Genomic DNA, 14,004 nt, shown 5'->3' with positions numbered 1-14,004 from the left:
CTGACCGAAAATGGCTGCAAAGGGAACAACCATGTCGATCCCCCCCGCAATCGTTGCCGCAGCACGCATGGGCTGGCACTGGCAATGGATTCAATTAATGAACGGTCTTGCTCCAGCAGATGCCAAGGGGAATTATCGGCGCCCCCCCAGCCAGCATCAGCAAGCAACATTGCCCGCAGAGCAAGAGCTGAGCAACAGATCAGCAGACCAATACCCACGCCTGATCATTGGGCGCAGCTGCCCTTGGGCACATCGCACCTGGCTGGTGCTTCAACTGCGCAACCTTCAGAGCAGCCTCACCCTGCACCTGGCACGCGCCGACCACAAGGCCGGCCGTTGGCAATTAGATCCAGCCTGGTTGGGCTGCAATTCTCTACTTGCCCTTTACCAACGCTGTGGCTCCCCACCCAGCCATCGCGCCACTGTTCCTGCCCTGGTCGATCCAGGCACGATGACATCCCAATCACCGCAGCTACTCGGTAACGAAAGTGCCCAACTCGTGGAAGTTTTGAACCTTTGGCCGGCGGCTAAAGATGCTCCCGACCTAGCCCCCTCCCATCTTCAAGGTGAGATCAATGGCTGGCAAAAGCTTCTTCAGCCCGCTGTCAACGATGGAGTCTATCGATGTGGTTTTGCACGCAACCAAGCGGCTTACGACAAGGCCTGTAACGAGCTATTCGACACCCTTACGCAAGTGGACCGCAGCCTCTCCAATAAGGGTCCATGGCTTTGTGGAGACCAACTCACCCTGGCTGACGTGAGGCTGTTCCCGACCTTGATCCGCTGGGAGATGGTCTATGCACCACTGTTTGGCTGCAGTCAAAAGCCCCTTTGGGCGTTCCCTCATCTCTGGCATTGGCGCCAAAAGCTTCTGGCCCTCCCAGGTGTAGCCAAAACCTGTGATTCACAGGCCTGGCGTGAGGACTATTTCGGCGCACTCTTTCCCCTACATCCGAGCAATATTGTTCCGGCCGGTCCTGATCTGGCCAAACTGGTAAATGCATCAGCCCCTGATCAGCGATGACCAACAACACACAATCCTTGAATTCAGACATCGCCGCTATGGCAGAAAAGGAGTTTGAGGGTGTTTATGGCCGCTACAGGATCACCAGAACTGACGAATTGGAAGTGCAGCGCTACCGCCTTGCTTTACTGCTCTGCGGTGTGGCCTTCACAGCAGGGCTGGGACAGTGGCTGATGATTGGGCCAACATGGGCATGGCTATGGCTACTACCGATGTCAATCGGTCTGGGCTTAGCTCTTAATTGGATTCACATCTACCTCCGCCCGCTACACCAGACACTGAAGTTGTTATGGGCCTTGGGCTGCCTAGGTGCCGTCGTGATGGCATGGAGTGTCGGTACTGACACGATGCTCTCAACGGTGACCGCAGAGCCTGCTTGGATCTGGGCGATCGGCCCTTTATTTGCAGCACTCACTGGGGTTGGATTCAAAGAATTCTTCTGCTTCGGCCGACCAGAGGCAATTGGTCTCACCCTGCTCATCCCAATAGCCCTATTGGGTCATCTCAGCGGGTTAATGAGTGGCTCAATCGTGATGGGATTACTGGGCTCTGCCGCTCTACTGCTGCTGGTGTTAGCCCTGCGAAAGTTCGGCATGGACGCCGCTGCTGACGTCGGTGACAAGAGTGTGTTTGCTTACCTGAGCAATCCGCAAGCTAACGAAGCTCTGTGAGCCTGATCAGCCTGATAGAGGCCTCGAAAGACTTCGGCATCAACACCCTGTTTGCCGACCTCACCCTGCACATCAACGAAGGAGAGCGTCTAGGGCTGATCGGACCGAATGGAGCCGGGAAATCGACGCTACTGAAGGTGCTCGCCGGAGAGGAACCCCTAGGAGAGGGTGAAAGGAGGTGCTCAGCGCGATTACGGGTAGAGCTCGTGGGACAGGAGAGCGCTGTAAACCCTGGCCATACGGTGCTGCAAGAAGTCTTGGCCGGGTGCGGTGAAAAGAGAGAGCTGCTGCTGCGTTTCAACGAGCTCAGCAATTCGATGGCCCGCAACCCCAACGATGCAACGCTTTTGGCTGAGTTAGGACAAGTCAGCCAGCGGATGGATGACGCCCAAGCCTGGAGCTTGGAACAGCAATGTCAAGAGGTCCTTCAACGTCTTGGTATCACCGATCTAGAGCGGCCGGTTGAAGAACTCTCTGGTGGGTATCGCAAGCGTGTCGCTCTTGCCTCCGCCTTGGTCGCCAGACCCGACGTTTTGCTGCTCGATGAGCCCACCAACCATCTCGATGCGGCAGCAGTGGAGTGGCTACAAAGTTGGCTCGATCGCTTTCCAGGCGCTTTGGTGCTTGTCACCCACGATCGCTACGTGCTCGATCGGGTGACACGCCGCATGGTGGAAGTAGACCGAGGCAAAGCCCATACCTATGCCGGCAACTACAGCACTTTTCTACAACAAAAGGCCGAACTTGAAGCTTCAGAAGCCTCCACTGCTCAGAAATTTAAAGGGGTTTTAAGACGAGAGCTGGCCTGGTTGCGACAGGGTCCCAAAGCACGCAGTACCAAGCAGAAGGCACGCCTGCAGCGAATTGAGGAGATGCGCGCAGAACCGTTGCCGCAACTGCGGGGTTCCTTGAAGATGGCGAACGTAAGCAGGCGCATCGGCAAGCTAGTGATTGAGGCGGAAGCCCTGCAAGTCACGGCCAATGGCAAGCCCGACAGTCCTCTGCTTCTAGACAACTTCACCTACAGCTTTAGTCCAGAAGACCGCGTTGGCATCATCGGCCCCAATGGCAGTGGCAAATCCACATTGCTTGATTTAATCGCCGGCAGACGCCAACCCAACGGTGGAACACTGCGATTAGGTGAAACAGTGCACCTGGGATATCTCGACCAGCACACCGAGGACATCACCAAAGGCAAGGGCCTAGATCGCAAAGTGATCGATTTTGTCGAAGAAGCTGCCTCTCAAATCATTCTGGGAAAAGAGCAAATCACGGCCTCTCAACTCCTGGAACGCTTCCTATTTCCACCGGCTCAGCAACACAGCCCGCTGAGGAAGCTCTCTGGGGGAGAACGACGCCGACTCACACTCTGCCGGATGCTGATCCAAGCACCGAATGTGCTGCTACTTGATGAACCCACCAACGACCTAGATGTCCAGACACTAAGCGTGCTGGAAGATTTCCTTGAGGATTTCCGCGGCTGCGTTGTCGTGGTCTCTCATGACCGCTATTTCCTCGATCGCACAGTTGATCGTCTTTTCAACTTTGAGAATGGAAAATTGAAACGTTTTGAGGGCAATTACAGCGCCTTTCTTGAACAGCAACGACGACAAGAGCGAGAGCTAAACGAAGCAAATGAGCTCAAATCAAGCAGATTTTTAAAGGATTCTGGCCCATCTAGAATATCCACAAGATTCTCTCAAGCGGCAGAAAGCCCTTCATCCCAAGCCACAGAAAACAGCAAGCCAAGACGTAGAAGCTTCAAGGAATCACGTGAACTAGAAGCGCTAAACATTGACATCCCACTGCTTGAAGCCAAGCGTTCTAACCTTGAGGCTGCTTTGTCCGGTGGCGACGAAGATTTAACTCTGCTTAGTCAACAATTAGCCGAGCTAGTCGAAACATTGCACAGAGCTGAAGAGCGCTGGCTCGAACTCAGCGAACTGACTGCATAAGACGGCGCCAACGTCGATGATTCTAGCGCAATTCTGCATCATCTTATGTCCTTGCGAACAAGACTGATTTAGTCGGAGTATCACAACATTGACAACTGGTTGCCGTCTATTGATCAGAGGGAGGCATCTCTAAGGCACTGATCCAGAAAACAAGTTTGACCCGTATCCTTCAACCTCTGCCAAATTCATGGCAGTTGGGCGGCAATCATCTACAGAACAATGCTGGGCCATCAGTTCCCCAATCTGTCTCAGATATAGATCTTGCGACCAATCCACATGGTTTTGATTGGAAGCCTCGCAAGCTTCAAATGGACCCAAAGCGTTGACTGAGAAAGCCAGAAGAAACGCATTGCTTCCACTCCAATACATCCGCGAAGCTGAGGCCACTGCGCTTTTGCCTCTTTGCAGAAAGCTCGCAAAACGTTTCTGGCCCGTTCATCCAGAACATCCTTTCCAGCTGATCGATGAAATGGCGATCCTGCCGGTCTCTGATCCGTACCATGCCATCAGCCTCAATCTGCCTAATCAGCTAGGAGCCAATGGTGAAAAGCCTTGGCAATGGTGTTGTAACGGAAACCAAGTCTGGCCTCCCCCCATGGCGCAACCGATCAAAGTGCTTATGTTGTGGCAGTGATAGAGGCCGGCGCAGGCCAAGACCCTATGAAAACCATCGACGAGCACATTCAGAAGGATCAATCTGAGATCCAAGACGCCAAAGCCCAAGGCAACGACGCCAAGGTGCGCCATCTCACCGACGAAATCCATTCCCTTGAGGAATACAAGGATCACCATCCAGAAGATAAACACGACCCCAATGCCCTGGAATTGTTCTGCGATGCCAATCCAGATGAGCCCGAGTGTCGCGTCTACGACGACTGAGTTGATCCCCAAAAGAAAACTGGGCTCAGAATGATCTAAAGCGGGCATAAGCCCGCTTTTTTGTTAACGAACTGAGCGAGGATCAACATCTTGATCCAGTTCAAACATCCTCATTGAAGTCAGACGGACTACTGGTGAGTGAGCAGACAACCGCTTCCTCATTCCTCATTTCTCGAACTTCAGCAATGGGACGTCCCATCCGCCGCAGAGCCTCAATCTCCTGATGGGTCTGGCAACGGGCAATCTCCTTGCCCTGCTGATCAAAGCAGCTGTAAAAGGTCATGACATCAATGGTTTCACTCCAGTTATGACCAATGACCCGCGAACACACAAGTCTGGATATGGTCTGGCAGACCTGAAAACCTCAGACGCCAAGTTCCTTCCATACCTTCGCCAACAGCCCCTCAAGGCCTAGACCCATGGCCGCAGAAATCAAAATCAAGCTTCGACCACTCGCTGCCTGAAGGGCATCAACCAGCTGATCTTGATGCTGTTCATCCAATAACTCCTGTTTATTGAGCACCAGCAGCCGTGGCCTTTCAACCAAGTCATGGCCATAAGCAACCAGCTCCTTTTCAACCACCAGCAAGTCTTCAACTGGATCTTCTGCGCCACCATCCAACACATGAATCAACAGCCTGGTGCGTTCGATGTGGCGAAGGAAATCATGCCCTAGGCCTGCTCCTTGTGCTGCACCGGCAATCAGACCAGGGATATCAGCGAAAACTGTGCCATCTCCGCTGGGTCGACGCACCACACCGAGATTAGGCACCAATGTGGTGAAGGGATAATCAGCAATCTTGGGCCGGGCTGCCGAAAGCACAGAAATCAAAGTGCTCTTGCCTGCATTCGGCAAACCAATGATCCCCACCTCTGCTAATAACTTGAGTTCCAATTGAAGGAACCATTCCTCCCCATCGCGCCCTTCCGTGAATTTCTCAGGAGCACGGTTTCGATTACTGAGGTAATGGGCATTACCAAGCCCTCCACGCCCTCCAAAAGCCACCACAAGTAGATCTTCAGATCGAGTGAGGTCACCCAGAAGGATGCCCGTGGAGAGATGACGCACTTCAGTGCCACATGGCACCTTGATGATCAAGTCTTTACCTGAAGCGCCGGTACAGCGATTCGGACCACCCCGCCGACCATCAGGCGCTGGGAAAAGTCTCTTGTACTTAAAATCCAGCAGGGTCTGAAGGTTGCCATCCGCTTCCAGAACGACGTTGCCGCCATTACCGCCATCCCCACCAGAGGGACCGCCAGCCGGCACATACTTCTCCCGCCTAAAAGCCATGATCCCATCGCCACCGCGCCCGGCTCTAACGGTGATACGTGCCTGATCTATGAACTGCACTGCAGGCGCCCAGCTTGGCCAAGCTCCAACCCTAGGATCAGCTTGATCGGGGAACTGTGAGTGGCCGGCGTTCGCTTCAAGGCTCTCAACAAGAGCTACCCAGGCAGGCGGAATGAACCCTCTGTTGAGGTCATTCGTCAACTGAATCTACAAATCAACGATGGTGAATTCCTTGTGCTTGTTGGCCCCTCCGGCTGTGGCAAAAGCACACTACTAAGGCTGCTCGCGGGCCTCGAAGCCCCTACAAGCGGCGAGATCTACGTAGGCAAACAACCTGTCTCGCAGCTACGACCTGCCCAAAGGGACGTGGCGATGGTGTTCCAGAGCTACGCGCTTTATCCCCATTTAAGTGTGCGAGACAACCTGGTCTTCGGCCTACGGCGCAGCCAGCAGCGATCTCTAGGCCAACTCCTGCAAGACCAACTCCATCGCAAGACCCGCAACTTTCCTCCACTTCTGCAGGTTTCATCTATCCGAGAGCAGCGAATCGAGCGCCGGACAAGGGAAGTTGCTGAAGCCCTGGAGCTTCAGCAACTGCTCAATCGCCAACCCAAAGAACTCTCTGGCGGTCAAAAACAACGTGTTGCTCTCGGCCGGGCAATGGCGAGAGAGCCGTCTGTATTCCTGATGGACGAACCACTCAGCAACTTGGACGCAAAACTGCGCAACAGCACGCGCACTCAAATCGTTGACCTCCAGCGTCAACTTGGCACCACCACCATCTACGTCACCCACGACCAAGTCGAGGCGATGACGATGGGTCATCGGATTGCGGTACTGAATCAAGGGCAACTACAGCAATTAGGCACGCCAATCGAGCTCTATCAATGGCCATCAAACCTTTTTGTTGCGCAGTTCATCGGCAGTCCGCCCATGAACGTACTGCCAGTATTTGTTGGCCCAGCCAATACGCTCCTACTAGGTGATCGTCGCCTAGCGGTTGAAGGACCAATGGCCGAAGCGCTGCTGCATCTGGAAGAGGGGCAACCGCTCAGCGCTGGTCTTCGACCGGAGCATTTGCGCGTCGCTCCTTCCACCAATCGCAATCTCGCGGCAATCGTGAGTCATCTGGAAGTCTTAGGAAATGAACAACTGATCACCTGCAAACTTGTTGACGGGAACCATCTCGTTCAAGTGAGAGCCTCGCCCGAGCTCTCGCTCAGCGCTGGAAGCAACCTGCATCTAGAGCCAGATCCTCGAGGCTGGCGACTGTTTGGTGCCGACGGGGAAGCCATCGCAATGACAGCTCAAGACAACACTGAACAAGACCCAAACGACCGCAAACTCCACTTGCCCATTCTGGGCTAATGCAGCCAAATCACACTGCAACCGGCTCCACCATCACCCTGATCGGCATCGTTGACGCGTTCCACATAAGGAACGGTCTCAAGCCACTGGCGTAGCCCTCGCTTGAGTTTGCCGCTGCCGATGCCATGAATGACCCATATCGGACCAGTGCTACTGCGCAAGTGCTCCTCAACGGCAACCTCGGCTTCATGCACCCGCAGTCCGCGAACATCCACGGTGTTGCGGGTGGTGCGTACCTCCGCGCCACGGCCCAGCCCTGAACGGACCTTCACCTTCACCACCAACTCTGGAGGACTTGGCTTCAGGCCATCAAGGCTTTCCACCCCTGACAGCTCCACAGTGCTGCGCATGACTCCACAACGCACCGTGAGTTGTTTGCCATCTTCAGAGATAGCAATCACTTCTGCCGCCTTGCGAAGGGCCAACAGCCGAATGCGCTCTCCCACCTCAGGACGCCAGCCCATGTGCTGTTTGCGTTGAGGCTGAATCCGATGGTCAGCCTGAATGCGACGCAAACGCTGACCTGCACGTCGTGCGGACTCACCATCGGCACGACCCTCGCGCAACCGGCGAATCAACTGACGGACTTCCTTCTGCCCCTCTCGAATGGAGCTCTCCAGCTTCTGGCGGCCTTGTTCCTGTAAAGCTGCAGACTGCTTGCGCTGCTTCTGCCAGCGACTGAGAAGTTCCTCATGCAGCAATTCCGTGCGTGCCAGCAGAGCCGCGGCATCTTCAGCAGCTGCCTGTTGAAGGCTGCGTTGCTCTTCAAGACCACGGATCACCTCATTCACCTCTCCATCACCACAAGGTCCCAGCAGCTCTTGGGCCTGAGCAATCACTGCGCCGTCTAGGCCAAGCCGCATCGCGATACTGAGGGCATTACTGCGACCAGGGATTCCCCATTGCAGTCGATAGGTGGGCAACATCGTCTCGCCATCAAAGGCCACAGAAGCGTTTTCAAAGCGAGAATCGCCATATTTGAGGGCCTTGAGTTTGCCGAAATGAGTTGTCGCGATGGTCAGGCGAGCCCGGTCGGCAAGCGTGCGCAGCAGGGCTGTGGCCAGGGCCGTCCCTTCACTGGGATCAGTACCCGCCCCGACCTCATCAAGAAGCACCAAAGCTGGACCAGGCCCCTCGTTCAAGGCTTCAAGAATGCAGCCAATGCGCTTCACATGGCCACTAAAAGTGGAGAGATTCTGTTGTAGTGACTGTTCATCACCGATATCAGCAAGCACCTGAGCACACCAAGGCATTGATGGACTCCCTGTGCAAGGCAACAAGAGACCCGCCCGAGCCATCAGCAAGGCCAGGCCAACACTCTTAAGCGTGACAGTCTTTCCACCGGTGTTGGGTCCTGTAATCGCGACCACTTTCAGGGTGGAGGAGACCTCAACGCTGATCGGCACCACAGCTTCCCCATGGTCACGGCGATGCTGCCAAACGAGCAAGGGATGTCGCAGCTCCTGAAGGATAAAAGGAGCTGCAGCCTCGGCATGCAACGTAGGGGGGACCCCACCAAGCCATTGACCATAACGGCCACGAGCCAGAGCCAAGTCGAGTTGAAGCAGAACCTCTGCCAGGCGCCCGATCGATACGCCGGCCTCAGCCACCGCCGCACTCAACTCCGCCAAGACGAGCTGCTGCTGCTCTCGGATACGACCATCCAATTCAGCAAGACGATTACTCAGGGTGATCACAACCTGAGGCTCAACAAAGACTGTGCTGCCAGATGCTGAGCTGTCGTGGACCAGGCCGGGGAGTTGAGACACTGCGGCGGCTTTCACCGCTAGCACTGGCCGGCCATGGCGATCTGCGATCACAGTGTCCTGCAGCATGGCCGCATGACGCCTGATCACCTCCTGTAGGCAATCGCGACGTTCCTGACGCAAACCTTGCCACTGTCGTCGCAAGCCAGCGAGCTTGGAGCTGACGCGATCAGCCACCCGACCACCCTCTTCCAATGCAAATTTGAGTCGCCGTTCCAGCTCGGGCATCGTTGCGACATCCAGCAACAGTGCCGAGATCGTGGGACGAAGCTCTGGATCATTAATCTGGCGGCGCAAGCGGCGCGCGGCTGCAAGGGTGTCGGCAACAGCTAAAAGCTCTTCCCCAGAAGCCACACCACCTTTTGTACAGCGAGCCAGGATATGGCCAAGGTCATGGACACCCTGAAAGCTGAGGCCTCCATCAATCAGACCATCCAAAGCACCGATCTCAAGAGTTTCTGCCAAGCGCAAACGGCTAGCAGACAAATCGGCAGGCAGCGACAAAGTCTGGCAATGACGCCGGCCCTGCAAGGTGCTGGCAAATCCAGCGAGGTGTTCACATAAGCGTGGCCATTCAAGCTGCTTGAGTGTGTCCTGAAAGGCAAGCGAAGCAGTCGAGACCTCAGAGCTCATGACTACAGCGCTCATTTCAACGCTGTCGCGCCCCACTGAACTTGAAAGCAGCCAATCATCCCTGCCGTAGCCAAGCGGCTGCATCACAAGCGTGGTAGGTGAGGATCAAATCGGCACCAGCTCGCTTGAAACTCAACAAGGTTTCTAGAACCACCGCCCGCTCATCAAGCCAACCCCTTTCCGCAGCAGCCTTCACCATCGAATACTCGCCACTCACGTTGTAAGCAGCGATGGGTAACTCCGATTCTTCGCTTAAACGATGAATGATGTCGAGATAGGCCAGGCCAGGCTTCACCATGAGAATGTCTGCACCTTCCTGCTCATCGAGTTGAGCCTCAGTAATGGCCTCACGAGCATTGGCTGGATCCATTTGATAAGTACTCTTGTCTTTAGGGATTGGCTTGCCACCAGCCACGCGCGGGGCTGAATCAAGCGCCTCGCGAAACGGGCCGTAGTACGCCGAAGAGTATTTCGCTGTATAGCTGATGATCCCCACATGCTCAAAACCCTCGTCGTCAAGAGCTTCACGGATGGCGCCGACGCGGCCATCCATCATGTCGCTGGGTCCAATCAGGTCAGCACCAGCACGAGCCTGAACCACCGCCTGTCGACAGAGTTGTTCAATCGTCTCGTCGTTAAGCACCACACCCTCGGCGCTCACGATGCCGTCATGACCATCACAGGAATAGGGATCCAAAGCCACATCGGTCATCACTGTCATGTCCGGCAGCTCATGCTTGAGCTGCGTGATGGCCCGCGGAATCAACCCATGCTCATTGAAACATTCCGCCCCATCTTCAGTTTTGAGGCCCTCAGCAACTTTCGGGAAAAGCACCACACAACGAATGCCCAGCCCCCAGGCCCGTTGAACTTCTGCCATTAAGCGATCGAGGCTCCAGCGATTGGTTCCTGGCATGGCACCGATCGGCTCAACACCAGCTCCCTCATGGACAAACAAGGGATAGATAAAGTCAGCAGCAGTGAGGCTGTGCTCCCGCACCATGGAACGCAGGGCAGGGGTACGACGCAGCCGACGAGGGCGATAAGTGAGATCCATCAAAACCGCATAACAATCTCGTGAGCGTAAGTCTCGCCTCAGAGTGGAGCCATCTGAAGCCACGCCTGACGGGGGTCAGTACTGCGAGACTGCTGCAACCGTTTCAACAACTCCAGCTCATCGGCAGACCATTCAGACGGTAACTTGAGGTTGAGGGTCAAGAGCAAATCACCACGCCCCCCAGGCGAAGGCCAACCTTTGCCTTTAAGCCGCAGACTGCGGCCTGGCGAGGTTCCTGCAGGAATGGTCACCTGAGCTTCCCCATCAGGAGTCATCACAGTCGCCGTACCCCCTAGTGCCAACTCATCGAGAGCAACGGGCAAATCGGCCCTCAGCTGATCACCATCCAACCGCCATAAGGGATGGGTTTGTACATCAATATTGAGGAAAAGATCACCCCGCCGGCCAGTACCAGGTTGAAGATTGCCCTTCCCCTTGAGGCGTAAGCGCGAACCAGGTTTAATGCCCTGCGGAATGCGCACCTGCACTCGTTCTTCATTAACAGAAAGGGTGCGTTCGGTACCGCGAAACGCTTCAGCAAAACTCACCTTCAAGGTGGCTTCGGCATCAAGATTCACCGGAGCACGAGAGCTCCCTCTAGGGAAGCCTGCGCCACCAGGGAAACCAGCGCCAAAACCAGCAGCAGCTTGAGGCCCACCAAAACGGCCCAAAAGGTCATTAATGAAATCGTCAAAATTGCCATAACGACCAAAGTCAACTTCAAAACCAGCACCGGCAGGACCTCCGCCACCCATGCCACTGGCCTGATTCCAATAGCGGCCAAACTGCTCATATTTACTGCGTTTATCCGGATCGGAAAGCACCTCATATGCCTCACTCACCTCCTTGAACTTCGCCTCAGCAGTAGAATCACCTGGATTCACATCAGGGTGGTACTGGCGCGCCAGCTTGCGGAATGCTCGCTTGATGTCATCGCTATCGGCGTTGCGCTCAACTCCGAGAACCTTGAAATAATCCCGGTAGCCGCTGCCGGCCATGGCGTTGATTTGGCCCGAGGCCCTACATCTGTTCAGTTTCCCAGTTTCGCCGTAACCCTGCGCCTTGCTCCATGGAGGGAAGCCCGAACGATTTGATAGTGCTTAAGTTTGCCAAACCCCACTCTTCAGCTTCCATGGTTCGGCCACAAATCCTCAAAGGCAACCATGGCCTGAAGTTAGGGCTGTCCCTACTCACAGCAATGGGGCTGAGTCTCTCACTGCAAACTGCCAAAACCCGAGCAGGCGATGGCGCTGACACCCTAGGAGAACCTCTCAAAACATCAACCAGCGAACAACTGACCTTGGTCCGTCATCTCAACACCATCGGAGCCGTGTTCTACGGCTCCTGGAGCTGTCCAGCTTGTTTCTTCCAAAAAAACCTGTTCGGCCAGCAGGCGAGCACGATGCTGAACTATGTGGAATGTGGCAAACCGAAACAGCTGCCTGAACAATCAGCAGCCTGCGTAAAAGCCGAGATTCAGGCCTATCCCACCTGGATTCTTGAAGACGGCCAGCGACGTGAAGGGGTGCAATCGATCGAGGAGTTAGCAATCTGGGCCAAGATGCCTACCAGCCCTAAATAATGAACATATTCTTGACACCAACGAACAAAGGAATAGCCTGAAAAAATCTCAATTAAATGAGCACCAATCAAGCTTAAGCTTAATATTGGAAGTCAATCACAAATCATGAGACAACTTCACTTTGATTCCAGAGAATTATCTGCAAACAATCACCTGCATAAGCCTAGACATCCGTAGCGATGCAACAACGAGAACTCCACAAAAGAGCAAGCCAACATCACTAAAGCAATCGCCTTTTCCTAAAGAAGAGGCAACACTACCGCAGATGAACTATTTTTCAGTCACTTGCTTAAATCTACCAACCAAGAGATAAGCGATTCAATGGCTACACCATCAAGTCACACTTGCCCAAACAATTCAGCCATTTATTGTTGCCAGCAAAAGTTTAATGGGCAAAAGAGAAGCCCTTGAAGAGGTCTTAACAGAGCCGAAACTATAAATGCAAAACATCAACTCAAGGCAAATACAACAACACTTTTAAATCATTCACGAGAAGACTCATTAAGTTCATCACTTGCTTCACTGACGAACACTTATCGGCTGAGATATCAACTGGCCTTGGCTCCGTTTCAAGGAATTTATTTTACAGCAAAGTTCTCTGCAACTGCTAACAAAATTCAAATGGAAAGAATAAGGTAAACTCAGCAAGCTGTTAACACTTCCTCGATCAGGTCTCATCAACCCAATAAATTTGCTAAATCTTTGTATGGCAGTGCAGTTCAAGACTCAGGGATCAATCCAGTCAAGCCGCCTCAAGCATTCTCACGAATACCGAAGTCGTGCAAAGAATGATCCTGCTGGATGCACAACCATTTCGCTCTCAGTCGAAAGATAAGGCTCAACAATCAACATCATCCCCAAAAACAGCCAATCACAAACCCAAACTATTCAATCTCCCAATCATCAGATTCATGAACAGCGTATCCTTAATCTCCGTAACGCCCAAGGCAGAAGAAATCATTGCTTACTGTGCGAGAGTCTCAAATCCTCAAAATCAAGACAATCCTGATAGCGAACGGCTTATCCGCTATCTGATTAAACATCGTCACTGGAGTCCCTTCGAGATGGCCCATATAGTGATGGAAATAGGAACGACCCGAGCAATAGCAGCGCAAATCCTCAGACATCGAAGCTTCTCTTTTCAAGAATTTAGTCAGCGCTATGCTGATGTCTCAACAATGGCCTTTGCTAAGCCGCCTTCACTACGCAGGCAAGACATAAAAAACAGGCAAAGTAGCATCGACGATCTTGATCAAGAGACAGTATCAAAACTGAGTTCAAAAGCGAACTTATTGTTTGAACAAAGTCGCGACCTATACCAAGAGATGCTTGCAGCTGGTGTCGCGAAAGAATGCGCAAGAGAAGTTCTCCCACTAGCAACTCCCACGAAAATCTATATGGCAGGGAGCGTTAGATCTTGGCTTCATTATATCGATCTGCGCTCCGCACATGGCACCCAAAAAGAACACCAAGACGTTGCTATCAAGTGCCGAGGAATACTCACAAAAGAGATGCCTTGCGTATGCAATGCAATGTGGCCTTGAAAAGAAAATATTAAAGCCAGGATTGATATTACCAGAATTGCCAGGGTTCTAATTTAATATTTAGCTAGCATGCAAATCAATTAAATTAATCGCCTTAAAGATGACTGCTAATTCATCTTACTCTACACAAAAACTCATTCTTCAAGCTCTAAAGTCAATTTCCTGATCGAACAAATCATCAGCCATGCAGAAAAGATCCGCAAGGCAAGGCCTGCTCAAAGGTGCGTTCTC

At 53.4% G+C, this 14,004-nt stretch carries 13 protein-coding genes; 8 read left to right on the top strand and 5 right to left on the bottom strand.

The window, feature by feature from the left end; genetic code table 11:
- The first annotated feature begins 31 nt into the window (after nt 1-31).
- The 5 genes from SIB41_RS00690 to SIB41_RS00670 all read left to right on the top strand — a co-directional run bounded on the left by SIB41_RS00690 (nt 32) and on the right by SIB41_RS00670 (nt 4,529).
- Complete coding sequence (locus tag SIB41_RS00690) at nt 32-1,024, top strand: glutathione S-transferase C-terminal domain-containing protein (RefSeq protein WP_413359660.1); 993 nt, start codon at nt 32-34, stop codon at nt 1,022-1,024.
- Entirely contained in the window at nt 1,021-1,695 is a 675-nt protein-coding gene (locus tag SIB41_RS00685) for a DUF2301 domain-containing membrane protein (protein ID WP_413359658.1), read from the top strand. Before SIB41_RS00690 ends, SIB41_RS00685 begins: the two co-directional genes overlap by 4 nt.
- The gene (locus tag SIB41_RS00680) at nt 1,692-3,650 is read left to right on the top strand and encodes an ABC-F family ATP-binding cassette domain-containing protein (RefSeq protein ID WP_413359655.1); all 1,959 of its coding nucleotides are present in this window, start codon (nt 1,692-1,694) and stop codon (nt 3,648-3,650) included. Before SIB41_RS00685 ends, SIB41_RS00680 begins: the two co-directional genes overlap by 4 nt.
- A gap of 349 nt (nt 3,651-3,999) precedes the next feature.
- On the top strand, nt 4,000-4,284 hold the full coding sequence (locus tag SIB41_RS00675; protein WP_413359652.1) for a hypothetical protein: 285 nt from the start codon (nt 4,000-4,002) through the stop codon (nt 4,282-4,284).
- A gap of 26 nt (nt 4,285-4,310) precedes the next feature.
- The gene (locus tag SIB41_RS00670; RefSeq protein ID WP_011130909.1) at nt 4,311-4,529 is read left to right on the top strand and encodes a CP12 domain-containing protein; all 219 of its coding nucleotides are present in this window, start codon (nt 4,311-4,313) and stop codon (nt 4,527-4,529) included.
- A gap of 100 nt (nt 4,530-4,629) precedes the next feature.
- On the opposite strand, the gene SIB41_RS00665 is transcribed toward SIB41_RS00670, so the two are convergent.
- Together SIB41_RS00665 and cgtA are read right to left on the bottom strand one after the other, a co-directional pair.
- Nucleotides 4,630-4,812: a hypothetical protein gene (locus SIB41_RS00665; RefSeq protein WP_011130910.1), complete on the bottom strand. Its 183-nt coding sequence runs from the start codon at nt 4,810-4,812 to the stop codon at nt 4,630-4,632.
- Between the two features lie 81 nt (nt 4,813-4,893).
- On the bottom strand, nt 4,894-5,883 hold the full coding sequence (gene cgtA / locus SIB41_RS00660; RefSeq protein ID WP_413359649.1) for an Obg family GTPase CgtA: 990 nt from the start codon (nt 5,881-5,883) through the stop codon (nt 4,894-4,896).
- Between the two features lie 60 nt (nt 5,884-5,943).
- Here cgtA and SIB41_RS00655 point away from each other — a divergent pair, with 60 nt between their 5' ends.
- On the top strand, nt 5,944-7,191 hold the full coding sequence (locus SIB41_RS00655) for an ABC transporter ATP-binding protein (protein WP_413359647.1): 1,248 nt from the start codon (nt 5,944-5,946) through the stop codon (nt 7,189-7,191).
- Here SIB41_RS00655 and SIB41_RS00650 read toward each other — a convergent pair.
- From SIB41_RS00650 to SIB41_RS00640, 3 genes are read right to left on the bottom strand one after another with little or no spacing between them, the layout of a single operon-like run.
- Complete coding sequence (locus SIB41_RS00650) at nt 7,188-9,605, bottom strand: endonuclease MutS2 (protein WP_413361290.1); 2,418 nt, start codon at nt 9,603-9,605, stop codon at nt 7,188-7,190. The two genes, SIB41_RS00655 and SIB41_RS00650, sit on opposite strands and share 4 nt — an antisense overlap.
- Nucleotides 9,606-9,645: 40 nt before the next feature.
- A complete protein-coding gene (hemB, locus tag SIB41_RS00645; RefSeq protein WP_063419495.1) occupies nt 9,646-10,647 on the bottom strand; it encodes a porphobilinogen synthase in 1,002 nt (333 codons plus the stop codon).
- A 38-nt stretch (nt 10,648-10,685) separates the two neighbouring features.
- On the bottom strand, nt 10,686-11,645 hold the full coding sequence (locus SIB41_RS00640; RefSeq protein WP_413359643.1) for a DnaJ C-terminal domain-containing protein: 960 nt from the start codon (nt 11,643-11,645) through the stop codon (nt 10,686-10,688).
- Nucleotides 11,646-11,779: 134 nt separating this feature from the next.
- Between SIB41_RS00640 and SIB41_RS00635 the strand changes: the two genes are divergently transcribed.
- A complete protein-coding gene (locus SIB41_RS00635; protein WP_413359640.1) occupies nt 11,780-12,229 on the top strand; it encodes a hypothetical protein in 450 nt (149 codons plus the stop codon).
- Nucleotides 12,230-13,140: 911 nt separating this feature from the next.
- On the top strand, nt 13,141-13,773 hold the full coding sequence (gene thyX, locus SIB41_RS00630; protein ID WP_413361288.1) for an FAD-dependent thymidylate synthase: 633 nt from the start codon (nt 13,141-13,143) through the stop codon (nt 13,771-13,773).
- Nucleotides 13,774-14,004 lie beyond the last annotated feature (231 nt).

The organism is Prochlorococcus sp. MIT 1201, assembly GCF_047303415.1.
Taxonomy (GTDB): domain Bacteria; phylum Cyanobacteriota; class Cyanobacteriia; order PCC-6307; family Cyanobiaceae; genus Prochlorococcus; species Prochlorococcus marinus_D.
The sequence above is the reverse complement of the archived record's forward strand: the minus strand, read 5'-3'. Positions and strand labels throughout refer to the sequence as shown.

Coding starts and splice junctions, on each gene's coding strand:
- thyX (WP_413361288.1), top strand. CDS start 13,141: ATGAACAGCGTATCCTTAATCTCCGTAACGCCCAAGGCAGAAGAAATC.
- SIB41_RS00650 (WP_413361290.1), bottom strand. CDS start 9,605: ATGAGCGCTGTAGTCATGAGCTCTGAGGTCTCGACTGCTTCGCTTGCC.
- SIB41_RS00635 (WP_413359640.1), top strand. CDS start 11,780: ATGGTTCGGCCACAAATCCTCAAAGGCAACCATGGCCTGAAGTTAGGG.
- SIB41_RS00685 (WP_413359658.1), top strand. CDS start 1,021: ATGACCAACAACACACAATCCTTGAATTCAGACATCGCCGCTATGGCA.
- SIB41_RS00670 (WP_011130909.1), top strand. CDS start 4,311: ATGAAAACCATCGACGAGCACATTCAGAAGGATCAATCTGAGATCCAA.
- SIB41_RS00690 (WP_413359660.1), top strand. CDS start 32: ATGTCGATCCCCCCCGCAATCGTTGCCGCAGCACGCATGGGCTGGCAC.
- SIB41_RS00665 (WP_011130910.1), bottom strand. CDS start 4,812: ATGACCTTTTACAGCTGCTTTGATCAGCAGGGCAAGGAGATTGCCCGT.
- SIB41_RS00640 (WP_413359643.1), bottom strand. CDS start 11,645: ATGGCCGGCAGCGGCTACCGGGATTATTTCAAGGTTCTCGGAGTTGAG.
- hemB (WP_063419495.1), bottom strand. CDS start 10,647: ATGGATCTCACTTATCGCCCTCGTCGGCTGCGTCGTACCCCTGCCCTG.